Here is a 14,834-nt window from a genome sequence, read left to right as displayed (position 1 = left end):
ACCCAGAAGAGAAGGACTGAAAACATGAGCACGACGCTCGAGCAATCCGCCTTTGCCCCGCCCGCCGGTGCCGACAGCCGCATGGGCCACCTCGACTGGCTCGAAGCCGAGTCGATCCACATCCTGCGCGAACTGGTCGCCGAATGCAGCAAGCCGGCGCTGTTGTTCTCGGGCGGCAAGGATTCGGTCGTCGTGCTGCATCTGGCACTGAAAGCATTCGGCCTCGGCGCGAACCGCAAGACGACGCTGCCGTTCTCGCTCGTGCACATCGACACGGGCCACAACTACGAAGAAGTGATCGACTTCCGCGATCGCCGCGCGAAAGAACTCGGCGCCGAATTGGTTGTCGGCCACGTCGAGGATTCGATCAAGCGCGGCACGGTCGTGCTGCGCCGCGAAACCGATTCGCGCAATGCCGCGCAGGCCGTCACGCTGCTCGAGACGATCGAGCAGCACGGCTATACGGCGCTGATCGGCGGCGCGCGTCGTGACGAAGAGAAAGCACGTGCGAAGGAACGCATCTTCTCGTTCCGCGACGAATTCGGCCAGTGGGATCCGAAGGCACAGCGCCCTGAGCTGTGGAGCCTCTTCAACGCGCGACTGCATAAGGGCGAACACCTGCGCGTGTTCCCGATCTCGAACTGGACCGAGCTCGACGTGTGGCAGTACATCGCGCGCGAGAACCTCGAGCTGCCGTCGATCTATTACGCGCACGAGCGCGAGATCGTGCGCCGCAACGGGCTGCTCGTGCCCGTCACGCCGCTCACGCCGATGCGTGACGGCGAGACGAGCGAGCTCGCGCAGGTGCGTTTCCGCACGGTCGGCGACATTTCCTGCACGTGCCCGGTCGAGAGCGACGCGGACGACGTCGAGAAGATCATCGCCGAGACGGCGGTGACCGAGATCACCGAGCGCGGCGCGACCCGGATGGACGACCAGGCGTCCGAAGCCGCGATGGAACAGCGCAAGAAGCAAGGTTATTTCTGAGGCACACGAGGACATTCACATCATGAGCATCATCGAAAATCACGAAGACCTCGGCGTGCTGCGTTTCATTACCGCAGGCAGCGTCGACGACGGCAAGAGCACGCTGATCGGCCGCCTGCTGTACGACAGCAAGGCCGTGCTGTCCGACCAGCTGTCCGCGCTGTCGCGTGCGAAGAACAAGCGCACGGTCGGCGACGAGCTCGACCTCGCGCTGCTGACCGACGGTCTCGAAGCCGAGCGCGAGCAGGGCATCACGATCGACGTCGCGTACCGCTACTTCGCGACCGCGAAGCGCAAGTTCATCATCGCCGATACGCCCGGCCACGAGCAGTACACGCGCAACATGGTGACGGGCGCATCGACCGCGCACGCCGCGATCATCCTGATCGACGCGACGCGCGTGACGGTCGAGAACGGCGTGGCCGACCTGCTGCCGCAGACCAAGCGCCACAGCGCGATCGTCAAGCTGCTCGCGCTGCAGCACGTGATCGTCGCGATCAACAAGATGGATCTCGTCGACTACAGCGAAGCGCGCTTCAACGAGATCCGCGATGCGTACGTCACGCTCGCGAAGCAGCTCGGCCTCGCCGACGTGCGCTTCGTGCCGGTGTCGGCGCTGAAGGGCGACAACATCGTCGGCGCGAGCGAGCGCATGCCGTGGTACGCGGGCGAGCCGCTGCTCGACGTGCTCGAATCGCTGCCGGTCGAGACGCAGGCGCACGACGCGCTGCGCTTCCCGGTGCAATGGGTCGCGCGCCAGGACGGCAGCTCGGCCGACGATTTCCGCGGCTACATGGGCCGTATCGAGTCGGGTGAAGTGAAGGTCGGCGACGAGATCGTCGTGCTGCCGTCGAACCGCACGGCGACGATCGCCGAGATCGTCGCGCCGGTGCCGGGCGGCACCGCGTCCGTCCCGCAGGCGTTCGCGGGCCAGGCCGTGACGATCCGCCTCGAGGAAGACGTCGACGTGTCGCGCGGCGACATGTTCGTCACGTCCGGCGAGCCGGTCGCGCCGGCGAAGAAGCTCGAAGCCGATCTGTGCTGGTTCGACGAGACGCCGTTGTCGTCGCAGCGCAAGTACCTGCTGAAGCAGACCACCAGCACGGTGTTCGCGAAGATCGGCGGGGTCAAGCAGGTGCTCGACGTGCACACGCTGTCGCACGCGACCGACCGTCACGAGCTGAAGATGAACGACATCGGCCGCGTTGCGCTGACGCTGCAGAAGCCGATCGTTTGCGACACGTACGACGCGCATCCGGGTACCGGCGCGTTCGTGCTGATCGACGAGGCGACGCATCACACGGTTGCCGCAGGGATGATCCGGGCGTTCTCGGCATAACCGGAAAACCGCGCCGCTTTGCGGCGGCGCGGGCCGGAGCCGACGCCTGCTGGAAGGTGAAGCGACAAACATGGGCAAGGTGTATCTGATCGGAGCAGGGCCGGGCGCGGCCGACCTCATCACGGTGCGCGGCGCGCGGCTGCTCGAGCAGGCGGACGTCGTGCTGCACGACGCGCTCGTCGAGCCCGCGATGCTCGACTACGCGCCGAATGCGCGCAAGATCGCGGTCGGCAAGCGCTGCGGGCAGCGCTCGACCGCGCAGCACTTCATCAACAAACAGATCGTCGATGCGGCACGCGAGCATGCGTGCGTCGTGCGGTTGAAGGGCGGCGACCCGATGCTGTTCGGTCGCGCCGAAGAGGAGATGCGCGCGCTGGAAGCGGCCGGTATCGACTACGAGGTCGTGCCGGGCATCACCGCGGCGCTGGCCGGGGCGGCGACGCTGAAGCGTTCGCTGACGTTGCGCGGCGTGTCGCGCAGCGTCGCGTTCGCGACGCACAGCCGCGCGCCGGGCAGCGACGAGATTCGCGAAGCCGCGCGCGCCGATTCGATCGTCTACTACATGGGCCGCGACAGCGCGCCCGGCATCGCGCGGGAGCTGATCGACGCAGGCCGTGCGCCGGCGACGCCCGTGGCGATCGTCGAGGCATGCAGCACCGCGCGCGAACGCACGCTGACGCTGACGCTCGCGCAGATGGCGGCGGGCGACGCGCAGGCGTGGCTCGATCCCTCGGAACCGAGCCTGCTGATGATCGGCGATGCGTTCGCCGAGCGCGCCGGGCAGGCAGAAGCCGGCGATCCACTGCGGAATGCCGCCTGAGCGGAATTCGGCTGGAGTCCCAAACGAAAAAAGCGCTGGCGGAAGCCAGCGCTTTTTCTTTGTGGGCCGTGAATGCGTGGCTTACGCGCCGTCGCCGATCTGGTCGATGCAATAGCGCGCGATCGCGTCGAGCACGCCGTCGTCCTCGCCGACGGCCGTGGCGCAGCGGATCTCGACACCGGGATGCGCGACGCGGCATGCGTCGACGAGCTGCGGCAGGTCGCGGCGGACATGGCCGCCCTGGCCGAAGAACACGGGCACCACGGTGATGTGCGAGCAGCCGGCCGCGACCTGCGCGGCAACCGCGTCACCGAGCGACGGCGTCATCAGTTCGAGGAATGCGAGCGACACGTGTGCAGCAGGGGAGGGGGCGCCGCGCAGCCGCGCGGCGAGCCGCTCGAACGGCTCGGCCCACCGCGGGTCGCGGGCGCCGTGGCCGAACAGGACGATGCCGTGCGAACTCATGTCGAAGCCTCCGTCGTGACGCGGCGCTCAGTGCCGATCGACCCACTTGAGTGCGAACAGGCCGAGCGCGAGATAGATCAGGCCCGGCGTCGCCGCGGTGAGCGGCGCGGGCCACGTGTTCAGCGTGCCGATGTGCGAGAACAGCGTATTGAGGAGCTGGAAGCTCATGCCGAGCATGATGCCGCCGAACACCTTCACGCCGACCACGCCCGCACGCGTGTGCAGGTACGCGAACGGCAGCGACAGCACGAGCATCACGAACACCGCGAACGGATACAGCAGCTTGCGCCACAGCGCGATGTCGTAGCGCTGCGTGTCCTGCTGGTTCTCGCGCAAGTGCTGGATGTAGCGGAACAGGTTGATGATCGACATGCGCTCCGGCGACACGAGCAGCACCGACAGGATCTGCGGCGTGAGGTCCGAGCGCAGCCGGTATTCGGGCAGCGATACCTGCTGCGACCGGTATACGGGGTTCAGCGCGTCGGGCGGCTGGCCGCTGACCGGCTTGATCGGCGTCAGCTCGGTCTCGGTGACGCCCTTCAGTAGCCAGTGGCCGGGCGGCTCGTAGCGGCCCGTCTGCGCGATCCGCACGTTGCGCAGCTGGAATTTCGAATCGAATTCGTAGATGCGCACGTTGCTGATCGTCGAGTCGGGCGACAGGCTGCCGACGTTGACGAAGCGCGTGACCTGCTCGCCGTTTTCACGGGCCGCGAGCGTGTCCTTCACCCACACGCCCGACTGGAAATTCGACGACACCGATGCGCCGAGCGCCTGCAGCCGCACGCGTTCGGACAACTGGTCGGCGTACGGGCCGACGAACTCGCCGATCAGGTAGGTGACGATCACGAGCGGCACGCCGATCTTCAGGAGCGAGCGCAGCGCCTGGTTGGTCGCGAGGCCCGACACGCGGAAGATCGTGAATTCCGAGTTCGCGGCCATCTGCGCGAACACGTAGATCGCACTGATCAGCGCGGCGACCGGGATGATTTCGTAGAAGCGCGACGGTGTCTGCAGCGCGACACGCAACACCGCGTAGCCGAACTTGTAGTTGCCGTGCCCGACCGAGTTCAGTTCGCTGATCAGGTCGAAGAAGAAGAACAGGCCCGAAAACGCGAACAGGATGAAGACGAACGTGACGTAGATCTGCCGCGCGAAGTACTTTTCATAGAGCCGCATCGATCATGCTCCCGAGCGGCCGAACAGCGCGCGTGTGAACAGCGGACGATTGCGCACGCGCAACCAGAAGATGAACGCGACGATTACCGCGACAACCAGATGCAGGCCAACGAGCCCGACGCCGAACGACATCTTGCCCTGCTCGATCTGCGCCTGCACGACGTTCAGCAGGTTCGAGTACGTCAGGTAGATCAGCACGGCCATCACGAGGTTGATCGTGCGGCTGCGGCGCGGGTTCTGGTACGACAGCGGGATGCCGAGCACCATCAGGTTGATCGCGATCAGCGGCAGCCCCGCGCGCCACGCGAATTCCGCGAGGTTGTCGCGCGTCGGGTTGCGCAGCAGGTCCGGCGTCGGCGTGCTGTTGGTGGTCGGCACGTTGGTGACCGGCGTGCTCGTGATCTTCACGCCATAGCGCTCGAACTCCATGATCTTGAAGTTCGGCTGGCCGGGCGTGCCGTCGTAGCGGCGGCCGTCCTCCAGGACGACGAAGCGGCTGCCGTCGCGTGTTTCCGTGTGCCCCGTCTGCGACACGACCACGTTGACCTTGCCGTTCTCGGTCGAGGTCACGAATACGTTCTGCACCTTGCTCTGGTCGGGCGTCATCTTCTCGATGAAGAACACGCGGTGGTTCGCGGCCGACTCGCGGAACTGGCCCGGCGCGAGCAGCGAGATCTCGTCGCGCTGCTGGAAGCGTGCCTTGATCATCTTGCTTTGCTGGTTCGACCACGGCCAGCCGACGAACGCGAAGAAGGCGATCAGCAGGATGATCGGCGTGGCGAATACGCCGATCGGCTTGATGAGGCGCGTGAGGCTCACGCCCGACGCGAGCCACACGACCATTTCGGAGTCCCGGTACCACCGGGTCAGCACGAACAGGATCGACACGAACAGCGTGACGACGAGCATCACGGCGAGGTAGCCGATCACGGTGAGGCCGATCAGCACGAGGACGTCCCGCGGATCGATTTCACCGGACGCGGCGTAGCCGACGATGCGGATCATCATCGTCGTGAGCATGATCGTGAGCAGCACCATGAACACGGCGCCAGCCGTATACGCAAGCTCGCGCTGGAGGGAGCGTTCGAAGATCATTCTTGATGAGAAGAGGGCGGGAGGCTGCGCACGCGTGGTGGAGCGCTCGCGCCGCCACGGGAAAAATAGCGGATAATTGCGGCTTTCATCCTTAGCCCAGATTTTATCCGAGGACAAGCGCGATGGACTTTAGCATAAAAGGCTGTGATTGGAGCAAAGGCGAGGCCAAGGGGTTCCTGACCGGGAAGTCCGACTGCATCGTGCTCGGCATCTTCGAGGCGCAGACCCTTTCGGGCGCGGCGCTCGACATCGACACGGCCACCAAGGGGCTGATCTCGCGCGTGGTGAAGGCCGGCGACATGGACGGCAAGCGCGGCAAGACGCTGTTCCTGCACGAAGTGTCGGGTATCGGCGCGTCGCGTGTGCTGCTCGTCGGCCTCGGCAAGCAGGATGCTTTCAACCAGAAAGCCTATAACGATGCCGCGACGGCCGCATGGCGCGCGCTGCTGGCGACCAAGGTCGTCCAGGTCACGTTCACGCTCGCGCAACTGCCGGTCGACGAGCGCAGCTCCGACTGGGGCGTGCGCGCGGCGATTCTCGCGCTGCGCAATGAGACCTACCGCTTCACGCAGATGAAGAGCAAGCCGGAACCGGCGTCGCACACGCTCAAGCGCGTCGTGTTCAGTGTCGATCCGTCCGACGAAAAGGCCGCGAAGGTCGCGGTCAAGCAGGCCGTCGCGCTCGCGAACGGGATGGATCTCACCCGCGACCTCGGCAACCTGCCGGGCAACGTCTGCACGCCGACCTACCTCGGCAACACCGCGAAGAAGATCGCGAAGGATTGGGGCCTGAAGGCAGAGGTGCTCGGGCTCAAGCAGATCCAGGCGCTGAAGATGGGCTCGTTCCTGTCGGTCGCGCGCGCATCGGTCGAGCCGCCGCAGTTCATCGTGCTGCACTACCAGGGCGCCGCCGCGAAGGCCGCGCCGGTCGTGCTGGTCGGCAAGGGCATCACGTTCGATACGGGCGGCATCTCGCTGAAGCCGGGCGAGGGCATGGACGAGATGAAGTACGACATGTGCGGCGCCGGCTCGGTGCTCGGCACGATGCGTGCGATTGCCGAGATGGGCCTGAAGATCAACGTCGTCGCGATCGTGCCGACCTGCGAGAACATGCCGGGCGGCAACGCGACGAAGCCGGGCGACATCGTCACGAGCATGAAGGGCCTGACGATCGAGGTGCTGAACACCGACGCCGAAGGCCGTCTGATCCTGTGCGACGCGCTCACGTATGCCGAGCGCTTCAAGCCGGCCGCGGTGATCGACGTTGCCACGCTGACGGGCGCATGCGTGATCGCGCTGGGCGGCCACAACAGCGGCCTGTTCTCGACGGACGACGCGCTCGCGGGCGAACTGCTCGACGCGTCGCGCGAAGCGAACGACCCGGCGTGGCGCATGCCGCTCGACGACGAGTACCAGGAGCAGCTGAAGTCGAATTTCGCGGATCTCGCGAACATCGGCGGGCGCCCGGCCGGCGCCGTGACGGCCGCGTGCTTCCTGTCGCGCTTCACAGATAGCTATCCGTGGGCCCACCTCGACATCGCGGGCACCGCGTGGAAGGGTGGTGCGGCGAAGGGCGCGACGGGCCGTCCGGTGCCGCTGCTCGCGCAGTTCCTGATCGACCGCGCCGGCCAGTGATGGCGGGGTTGACGACGCTGCGGGTACGCGGGCAATGACGCGGATCGATTTCCACTCGAACGTCGGCGATTCGCTCGCGTACGCGTGCCGGCTGCTGCGCAAGGCCTACCTGGCCGGGCAGCCGGTCGTCGTGCTCGCCGAGCCCGCGCGCCTGCGCGCGCTCGACGAGCGGCTCTGGACGTTCTCGCCGCTCGATTTCATCCCGCATTGCGGTGTCGACAGCGAGCACGCAGCCGGCACGCCGATCGTGCTGGCCGCGGATCTCGATCGCGCGCCGCATCATCACGTGCTGCTGAACCTCGGCGCAGCCGTGCCCGCGCAGTTCGCCCGCTTCGAGCGTCTGCTCGAGGTGGTCGGCAACGCGCCGGACGAGCTGGCCGCGGGCCGCGACCGCTACCGGTTCTACCGCGACCGCGGATACGCGCTGAACAACTACAAGCAGGGCAGCTAGCCGCAACCGTCAACGGAGTGTTCCCGTGACCGAAGTCGATTCATCCTCGATCCCGACGCTGACCGACGTGCTGGTGCCGGGCAAGCCGGTGCCGCCGCGCGTGCCCGCGCCCGACGCACCGCGGCCGCTCGCCAGCGCGGCGATTCCGGTGCTCACCGACGTGGTCGCGCCGCACGCAGCGGCACTGGCCGATTCCTCGCAAAGTGAACTGGATCCCGATTCCGTCGTGGTCGAACGCGTGCCGACGCCGCATGTGCCGGCGGTCGAACTGCCGGGCGACGTGACGACAACTGCCGCGGCGATGGGCGAAACCGATGCGCCGGCCGAACCCGGCGCCGCAGAGCATGTGGTCGCCGAAGATTCGGCGGCAATGAGTGCGCCGCTGCAATCGTCGCTGGCCGGAAATGACGTGCCGCAACCCGTGTTCGCCGCAGTGCCGCACGAGGCGGTGGGGCACGCGCGTGAAGCACACATGCCGGAGGCTGTCGTACCGGCCGCCGCGCCGCAGCCGGATACGCAGGCCGCAGCCGGGCTGACGCCGGAAGATGCCCAGCATATCGCCGAGCGCCTGCGCAATCGCCTGACGAACTATCTGACGGGGGAAGGGCGCGATGCCATCGAAGCCCGCTGTCGCGACGCGCTGCATGAGCATTCGGCCTGGCTGGTCGGCCAGATCACGCGCGAAGTGGCACTTGCGCTGGAAACCGAGGTGATGGACTGGGTCCGCGACGCGGTCGACGAAGAGATCGCACGCCGCGCCGGTCATTCCGGCTAAGCACTTGGTTGTTCCTGTGAAAAACAGGGTGCGATTTCAGTCAAAGCCGATGAAGCTACCGGCGACACTGCACGGGTAGCCGGGGCATGTCCGCCAGTTGGCGGAATCCGGCAGGCTGGCTATTCCTGCCGGGCCGTCCGGTTCAGCGCACCGACAGCACCCATTGCGCGAGCGTGTGGGCTTCGGTGTTCGTCAATTGCGTATTGGCGGGCATCGGCACGCTGCCCCATACGCCGACGCTGCCTTTCACGATCGACTGGGCAAGATAATCGACGGCGTCGCCGCGCGCCGCATACTTGCCGGCGATGTCGCGGAACGACGGCCCCATCAGCGGCTTGCCGATCGCGTGGCAGGCCAGGCAGTTCTTGCGCTGGGCAAGCGCGAGCCCGTCGGCCTGGTCGGCGCGCGCCGCCGCCGCGCTGCCGATTGCCAGCGTGGCGAGCAGGACGCGCAATATCGAGTGTTTCATGCGGTTCTCCGCCGGCGGGGACGGCCGGCTACATGGTCCGCGCATTATAAAAGCAAAGGGAACGCGCGTTTTGCGCGTTCCCGGGCGGCCATGTTTATTGGGGTCGCATTTTTTGATGCGCCCCCGTCACCCCGTGACGGCGCCCTGGTTCGCGGGCCGGGCGAGCGCCGCGAATTTCGCGAGCACGCCGCGCGTATAGCGCGGCGCCGGCTGTTTCCACGCGGAGCGACGGCGCGCGAGCTCGGCATCGTCGACGTTCAACTGCAGTAGCAGCCGGTGCGCGTCGATCGTGATCGAGTCGCCTTCCTGCACGAGCGCGATCGTGCCGCCGACGAACGCCTCGGGCGCAACGTGGCCGACCACCATGCCCCAGGTTCCGCCCGAGAAGCGGCCGTCCGTGATGAAGCCGACCGATTCGCCGAGCCCCTTGCCGATGATCGCGGACGTCGGCGCGAGCATTTCCGGCATGCCGGGGCCGCCCTTCGGGCCGAGGTAGCGCAGCACGAGGATGTCTCCGGCACGGATCCGGTCGCCGAGAATCGCATCCATCGCGCTCTGCTCGTCGTCGAACACCCGTGCCGGGCCCGTGATCACCGGGTTCTTCAGGCCGGTGATCTTCGCGACCGCGCCGTCTTCCGCGAGATTGCCTTTCAGGATGGCAAGGTGGCCTTCCTTGTACAGCGCGCGGTCGATCGGGAAGATCACGTCCTGGTCCGCGCGCGGCACGCTCGGCACGTCCTTCAGTTCGTCGGCGATCGTGCGGCCGGTGATCGTCATGCAGTCGCCGTGCAGCAGCCCCGCGTCGAGCAGGATCTTCAGCACCTGCGGAATCCCGCCGGCCCGGTGCAGGTCGGTCGCGACGTACTTCCCCGACGGCTTCAGGTCGCAGATCACCGGCACGCGCTTGCGGATGCGCTCGAAATCCTCGATCGTCCAGTCGACCTCGGCCGCGTGTGCGATCGCGAGGTAGTGCAGCACCGCGTTGGTCGAGCCGCCCGTCGCCATGATCACCGACACCGCGTTCTCGATCGACGCCTTCGTGATGATGTCGCGCGGCTTCAGGTCGCGCTTCACGGCCTCGACGAGCACGCGTGCCGATTCGGCGGCCGAATCGACCTTCTCCTGGTCGGGGTTCGCCATCGTCGACGAGTACAGCAGCGACATCCCGAGCGCCTCGAACGACGAACTCATCGTGTTCGCGGTGTACATCCCGCCGCACGACCCCGACGTCGGGCATGCGTTCTGCTCGACGCCTTCGAAATCCTCCTGCGACATTCGGCCCGCGGTGAATTCGCCGACGGCCTCGAACGACGACACGATCGTCAGGTCCCGGCCTTTCCAGTTGCCGGGGCGGATCGTGCCGCCGTACACGTAGATGCCCGGCACGTTCAGGCGCGCGAGCGCGATCATGCCGCCCGGCATGTTCTTGTCGCAGCCGCCGACGACGACCACGCCGTCCATCCACTGCCCCTGCACGCAGGTCTCGATGCAGTCGGCGATCACCTCGCGCGACACGAGCGAGTACTTCATGCCTTCGGTACCCATCGACATGCCGTCCGAAATCGTCGGCGTGCCGAAGATCTGCGGGTTCGCGCCGGCGGCCTTCACGGCCGCGACGGCCGCGTCCGATAGGCGCTGCAGGCCGGAATTGCACGGCGTGATCGTCGAATGGCCGTTCGCGATGCCGACCATCGGCTTGTCGAAATCGTCCTTCTGGTAGCCGAGTGCGTAATACATCGAGCGGTTCGGCGATCGGGCCACGCCTTGCGTGATGTGCTTCGAGCGACGGTTGTAAGCCATGGGGGACTCCATCGTTGTCTGGGCGATGCCGGTGAGCGGCGCGCCGGTTCGGATCAGTCAAGAATGGAGTTTCCGGATTGGGATGTCCAATATATTATTTGTCGCGTATTAAGTCGTTTTCCGAATGAAAAAGGTATGGCCGATTCGATTCCCGACCTGCGCCAGTGGCGCTATTTCGTGACCGTCGCCGACGAGCGTCATTTCGGCCGCGCGGCCGAACGCCTGTCGATGACGCAGCCGCCGCTGTCACAGGCGATCCGTGCGCTCGAGGATGCGCTCGGCGTCGCGCTGTTCGCGCGCACCAAGCGCTCGGTGGCGTTGACTGCGGTCGGGGCGGCGCTGCTGCCCGACGTGCGCCGGCTGCTGGCATCGGCCGATGCGTTGCCGCCGCTTGCGCGACGGCTCGCGCGCGGCGAGGCCGGCTCGCTGTCGCTCGCGTTCGTGTCGACCGCCGATTACGGGCTGCTGCCTGCGCTGCTGCGTGCGTTCGGCGCGCGCTATCCGCAGGTGCGGCTGCAACTCGCGGAGGCGACGAGCGACGTGCAGATCGACGATCTCGTCGCGGGCCGCATCGACGCGGGGCTCGTCATTCCACCCGTGCCGCCACGCCACGCGGCCGGGCTGTCGTACCTGCCCGTCGTGCGCGAGCCGTTGGTGGTGGCGATGCCGGCCGCGGCGAGCGATGCGCCGGAAGACGAGCCCGTCCGTCTCGCCGAGATTGCCGCGCTGCCGCTCGTGATCTTTCCGCGTCGTTTGGCGCCCGGCTTTTATGACATCATTACGGGCTGCTACGGCGCGGCGGGGGAAACTCCGCACATCGGCCAGGAGGCGATCCAGATGCAGACGATCGTCAGCCTCGTATCGGCCGGCATGGGCGTCGCACTGGTGCCGCAATCGCTGCGTAACCTGCGGCGCACCGGCGTGGTCTACCGGCCGCTCGCCGGTCACGCGCCGGTCGTCGAGACGGGCCTCGTGTGGCGTACCGGCGACGTGAGCCCCGTGCTGGCCGGCTTCATCGACGTCGTGCGCGCGCAGGCCCTCGCCACGTGACACGTGAACGATGACGCGCCGGTGCCGTCCAAAGCGCGGTGCCGTGCGTTTGCGACGGCCGTACCGCATTCGAAAACTTCTTCGCTAACCCATGATCATTCACCCGAATTTCGACCCCGTTGCGATCCATCTCGGGCCGCTGGCCGTGCGCTGGTACGGGCTCATGTATCTCGTCGGCTTCATCGCGGCGATCGTCGTCGGCCGGATCCGGCTGAAGTTGCCGCACGTCGCGGCACAAGGCTGGACCGCGAAGGACATCGACGACATGATGTTCTACGGCGTGCTCGGCACCGTGCTCGGCGGCCGGCTCGGCTATGTGCTGTTCTACAAGGCCGATTTCTATTTCTCGCATCCGCTCGACGTGTTCAAGGTGTGGGAAGGCGGCATGTCGTTTCACGGCGGCTTCCTCGGCGTGACGCTCGCGATGATGTTGTTCGCGTGGCAGCGCAAGCGCCACTGGTTGCAGGTCACCGATTTCGTCGCGCCGATGGTGCCGACCGGGCTCGCGGCCGGGCGGCTCGGCAACTTCATCAACGGCGAACTGTGGGGCCGCGTGACCGATCCTTCCGCGCCGTGGGCGATGCTGTTCCCGGGTGCGATGCGCGACGATGCGGCATGGTTGCCGAAGCATCCGGAACTCGTCGAGAAGTGGCATCTCGCCGACGTGTTCATGCAGTACCAGATGCTGCCGCGCCATCCTTCGCAGCTCTATGAAATCGCGCTCGAAGGCATCGTGCTGTTTTTCGCGCTGTTCTTCTTTTCGCGCAAGTCGCGGCCGATGGGCGCCGTGTCCGCGCTGTTCCTGATCGGCTACGGGCTCGCACGCTTCACGGTCGAGTTCGCGCGCGAGCCCGACGACTTCCTCGGCCTGCTCGCGCTCGGCCTGTCGATGGGGCAGTGGTTGTCGCTGCCGATGATCCTCGGGGGCATCGCGCTGATGGTCTGGGCGTATCGCCGTCGCGCGGCGCATGCCGCTGCATGATGCGATGCCGATGCACGTGCGATCGGCGCGTGCATCGACAACACGCACGCAAATGAAAAACGCCGGCCCTCGGGCCGGCGTTTTTCATTTCGGGCTGCCGTGCGCTGCGCGTTACTTCATCTGCACGGAGCCGTTGACCGTGACCGACACGGTGGCCTTGCCGCCTTCGACCGCGATCGGTGCGCTCATCTTTGCGCTGTCCATCGGCGCGGCGGCCATCGCCATCATGCGCGGGTACGGCTGCACGTTGCGGCCACCGCCGACGTTCACGTCGCGGATCGTGTAGCTGCTGTAACCGAATGCCTTCGCGGCTTCGTCCGCGCGGGCGCGGAACGACTTGATCGCCTCGGTCGTCAGCTTCTGTTCGGCCGCACGCTGCGCTTCGGGCGACAGCGAGAACTCGACGTTCGCGACCTGCATCAGGTTCGACAACTGGCCCGCAAGCTTCGACGCTGCAGCGAAATCGCGCGATTCGAGTGCGACCTCGGTGCGGCCGCGCCACGCGGAAATCTTGCCGTCGCGATCGGTGCTCGGGTACACGGAGAACGCGCCCGTGTGTGCGGTGACGCCCGATACGCCCTTCGCCTGTGACAGCGCTGCGTCGGCGCGCTGGTTCAACTGCGCGGTGAGGCTGCCCGGATCCTTGGCTTGCTGCTCGTAGAACAGCGTGATGTGGATGATGTCCTGCGGCACGTCGGCGCTGGCCTGCGACGACAGCGACAGCACGCCTGCCGGCTCCGGAAAGTGCGGGTTCGCGGTTTGCGCGTGAGCGGTGGTCGACGCGAGCGTCAGCGCGACGGGCACGGCGGCGGCAAGGGCGAGCGACAGCGCGAGTGCGGATTTCTTGGTCATTGTTGGACTCCTTGTGCGAGGGCGTGCACGCGGATCGCGCGTGCACGACGCGGGCGTACCGCGCGACGAAAAACGGCAGCCGGCCTGATCGGCCGACAGCGGTTGCTTAGGCCGCGCGAAAGCGCCGCGAGTTCCGTGGCGGCGGCGCGTACTGACCAGATTTGACCTTTGGCATGCGCCTACTTCATCAGCTTTTCGGTGATGAAGCGCCATTCGGCGCGCGTGACAGGCGTGATCGACAGCCGGTTGCCGCGTGCGAGCACACGCATGTCGGCGAGTTCGTCGTGTTCGCGCAGCGCGGCGAGCGGCACGAGCGGCGTTTTTTTCACGAAGCGCACGTCGACGAGCAGCCAGCGCGGCGCTTCCTGAGTCGACTTCGGGTCGTAATAGGGGCTTTTCGGATCGAACTGCGTGGGGTCGGGGTAGGGCGTCGACGACACTTCGGCGAGACCCGCGATGCCCGGCTCGGGGCAACTCGAGTGATAGAACAGCACGCCGTCGCCGATCTTCATCGTGTCGCGCATGAAATTGCGCGCTTGATAGTTGCGCACGCCCGTCCACGGCAGCGAGCGCTGCGGTGCGTTGGCGAGATCGTCGATGCTTGCTTCGTCCGGTTCGGACTTCATCAGCCAGTATTGCATGGATCGTGATCGACGCAGAAAGAGGCTGCTACAAAAGAAAACGGCACCGGGCTTCGCCCGATGCCGTTGGATAGGCCCCCGCCTTGGCCGCTAGGCCGGCATCCTGAACCTGAGGTTCAGAATTGGTCGCAGTTAGCAGCACTTCGGGTACATCAGACAGAGTGACGCGCGCGCCCGTGCTACAAATTTCCGCAACCGTGCACATGGCATTGGTTCAAGGAATATATGACCTTGGCGAACCAGGCAGGGAAGCTGACTGAACTGTGATTCGATGCGCCAATTTGACCACCGTTGATCG

General features: G+C 66.4%; 16 protein-coding genes and 1 other RNA gene. 8 read left to right on the top strand and 9 right to left on the bottom strand.

Annotated elements, in window-relative coordinates:
* Positions 1-24 precede the first annotated feature (24 nt).
* From cysD to cobA, 3 genes are all read left to right on the top strand, one after another.
* Positions 25-987: a sulfate adenylyltransferase subunit CysD gene (cysD, locus tag ACPTTC_RS14440; RefSeq protein ID WP_423392868.1), complete on the top strand. Its 963-nt coding sequence runs from the start codon at positions 25-27 to the stop codon at positions 985-987.
* Between the two features lie 22 nt (positions 988-1,009).
* Positions 1,010-2,326: a sulfate adenylyltransferase subunit 1 gene (locus tag ACPTTC_RS14435; RefSeq protein WP_423392867.1), complete on the top strand. Its 1,317-nt coding sequence runs from the start codon at positions 1,010-1,012 to the stop codon at positions 2,324-2,326.
* A gap of 70 nt (positions 2,327-2,396) precedes the next feature.
* Positions 2,397-3,146 (top strand): uroporphyrinogen-III C-methyltransferase, encoded by a 750-nt coding sequence (gene cobA / locus ACPTTC_RS14430; RefSeq protein WP_423392866.1) that lies wholly within the window; start codon positions 2,397-2,399, stop codon positions 3,144-3,146.
* 81 nt (positions 3,147-3,227) lie between these two features.
* Here cobA and ACPTTC_RS14425 read toward each other — a convergent pair whose 3' ends face one another.
* The 3 genes from ACPTTC_RS14425 to lptF are packed head-to-tail and all read right to left on the bottom strand — an operon-like array spanning position 3,228 to position 5,882.
* Positions 3,228-3,611 carry a sirohydrochlorin chelatase gene (locus ACPTTC_RS14425; RefSeq protein ID WP_175971242.1) on the bottom strand — a complete coding sequence of 128 codons (384 nt, stop codon included), beginning with the start codon at positions 3,609-3,611 and terminating at the stop codon, positions 3,228-3,230.
* Positions 3,612-3,638: 27 nt separating this feature from the next.
* Entirely contained in the window at positions 3,639-4,787 is a 1,149-nt protein-coding gene (lptG, locus tag ACPTTC_RS14420; protein ID WP_175950989.1) for an LPS export ABC transporter permease LptG, read from the bottom strand.
* A gap of 3 nt (positions 4,788-4,790) precedes the next feature.
* Complete coding sequence (gene lptF, locus ACPTTC_RS14415; RefSeq protein ID WP_423392865.1) at positions 4,791-5,882, bottom strand: LPS export ABC transporter permease LptF; 1,092 nt, start codon at positions 5,880-5,882, stop codon at positions 4,791-4,793.
* A gap of 122 nt (positions 5,883-6,004) precedes the next feature.
* Here lptF and ACPTTC_RS14410 point away from each other — a divergent pair, with 122 nt between their 5' ends.
* Complete coding sequence (locus tag ACPTTC_RS14410; RefSeq protein WP_423392864.1) at positions 6,005-7,516, top strand: leucyl aminopeptidase; 1,512 nt, start codon at positions 6,005-6,007, stop codon at positions 7,514-7,516.
* Between the two features lie 34 nt (positions 7,517-7,550).
* Positions 7,551-7,967: a DNA polymerase III subunit chi gene (locus tag ACPTTC_RS14405; protein WP_039368072.1), complete on the top strand. Its 417-nt coding sequence runs from the start codon at positions 7,551-7,553 to the stop codon at positions 7,965-7,967.
* 9 nt (positions 7,968-7,976) lie between these two features.
* Here ACPTTC_RS14405 and ACPTTC_RS14400 read toward each other — a convergent pair whose 3' ends face one another.
* Complete coding sequence (locus ACPTTC_RS14400; protein WP_423392863.1) at positions 7,977-8,123, bottom strand: hypothetical protein; 147 nt, start codon at positions 8,121-8,123, stop codon at positions 7,977-7,979.
* On the opposite strand from ACPTTC_RS14400, the gene ACPTTC_RS14395 reads away from it, so the two are divergent.
* Positions 8,116-8,742: a DUF2486 family protein gene (locus ACPTTC_RS14395; RefSeq protein ID WP_423392862.1), complete on the top strand. Its 627-nt coding sequence runs from the start codon at positions 8,116-8,118 to the stop codon at positions 8,740-8,742. The two genes, ACPTTC_RS14400 and ACPTTC_RS14395, sit on opposite strands and share 8 nt — an antisense overlap.
* Before the next feature lie 142 nt (positions 8,743-8,884).
* Here the strand turns inward: ACPTTC_RS14395 and ACPTTC_RS14390 are convergent, their stop codons facing one another.
* Both ACPTTC_RS14390 and ilvD read right to left on the bottom strand, forming a co-directional pair.
* Positions 8,885-9,211, bottom strand: coding sequence for a c-type cytochrome (locus tag ACPTTC_RS14390; protein ID WP_423392861.1), 327 nt, complete (start codon positions 9,209-9,211; stop codon positions 8,885-8,887).
* A 126-nt stretch (positions 9,212-9,337) separates the two neighbouring features.
* Positions 9,338-11,011: a dihydroxy-acid dehydratase gene (ilvD, locus tag ACPTTC_RS14385; protein ID WP_423392860.1), complete on the bottom strand. Its 1,674-nt coding sequence runs from the start codon at positions 11,009-11,011 to the stop codon at positions 9,338-9,340.
* A 135-nt stretch (positions 11,012-11,146) separates the two neighbouring features.
* Here ilvD and ACPTTC_RS14380 point away from each other — a divergent pair, with 135 nt between their 5' ends.
* A complete protein-coding gene (locus ACPTTC_RS14380) occupies positions 11,147-12,061 on the top strand; it encodes a LysR substrate-binding domain-containing protein (protein ID WP_175950995.1) in 915 nt (304 codons plus the stop codon).
* A 91-nt stretch (positions 12,062-12,152) separates the two neighbouring features.
* Positions 12,153-13,043 (top strand): prolipoprotein diacylglyceryl transferase, encoded by an 891-nt coding sequence (gene lgt, locus ACPTTC_RS14375; RefSeq protein ID WP_175950996.1) that lies wholly within the window; start codon positions 12,153-12,155, stop codon positions 13,041-13,043.
* Positions 13,044-13,154: 111 nt separating this feature from the next.
* Here the strand turns inward: lgt and ACPTTC_RS14370 are convergent, their stop codons facing one another.
* The 3 genes from ACPTTC_RS14370 to ssrS all read right to left on the bottom strand — a co-directional run bounded on the left by ACPTTC_RS14370 (position 13,155) and on the right by ssrS (position 14,789).
* Positions 13,155-13,895 (bottom strand): SIMPL domain-containing protein, encoded by a 741-nt coding sequence (locus ACPTTC_RS14370; protein WP_174941592.1) that lies wholly within the window; start codon positions 13,893-13,895, stop codon positions 13,155-13,157.
* A gap of 179 nt (positions 13,896-14,074) precedes the next feature.
* Positions 14,075-14,536 (bottom strand): EVE domain-containing protein, encoded by a 462-nt coding sequence (locus ACPTTC_RS14365; RefSeq protein WP_423392859.1) that lies wholly within the window; start codon positions 14,534-14,536, stop codon positions 14,075-14,077.
* A 71-nt stretch (positions 14,537-14,607) separates the two neighbouring features.
* A non-coding RNA gene (gene ssrS, locus ACPTTC_RS14360) (6S RNA) lies at positions 14,608-14,789 on the bottom strand.
* Positions 14,790-14,834 lie beyond the last annotated feature (45 nt).

Origin of the sequence: Burkholderia mycopellens (assembly GCF_964265025.1) — a bacterium.
Taxonomy (GTDB): Bacteria; Pseudomonadota; Gammaproteobacteria; order Burkholderiales; family Burkholderiaceae; genus Burkholderia.
Note: the sequence above shows the minus strand (reverse complement) of the source record. Positions and strands in the feature narration are given on the sequence as shown.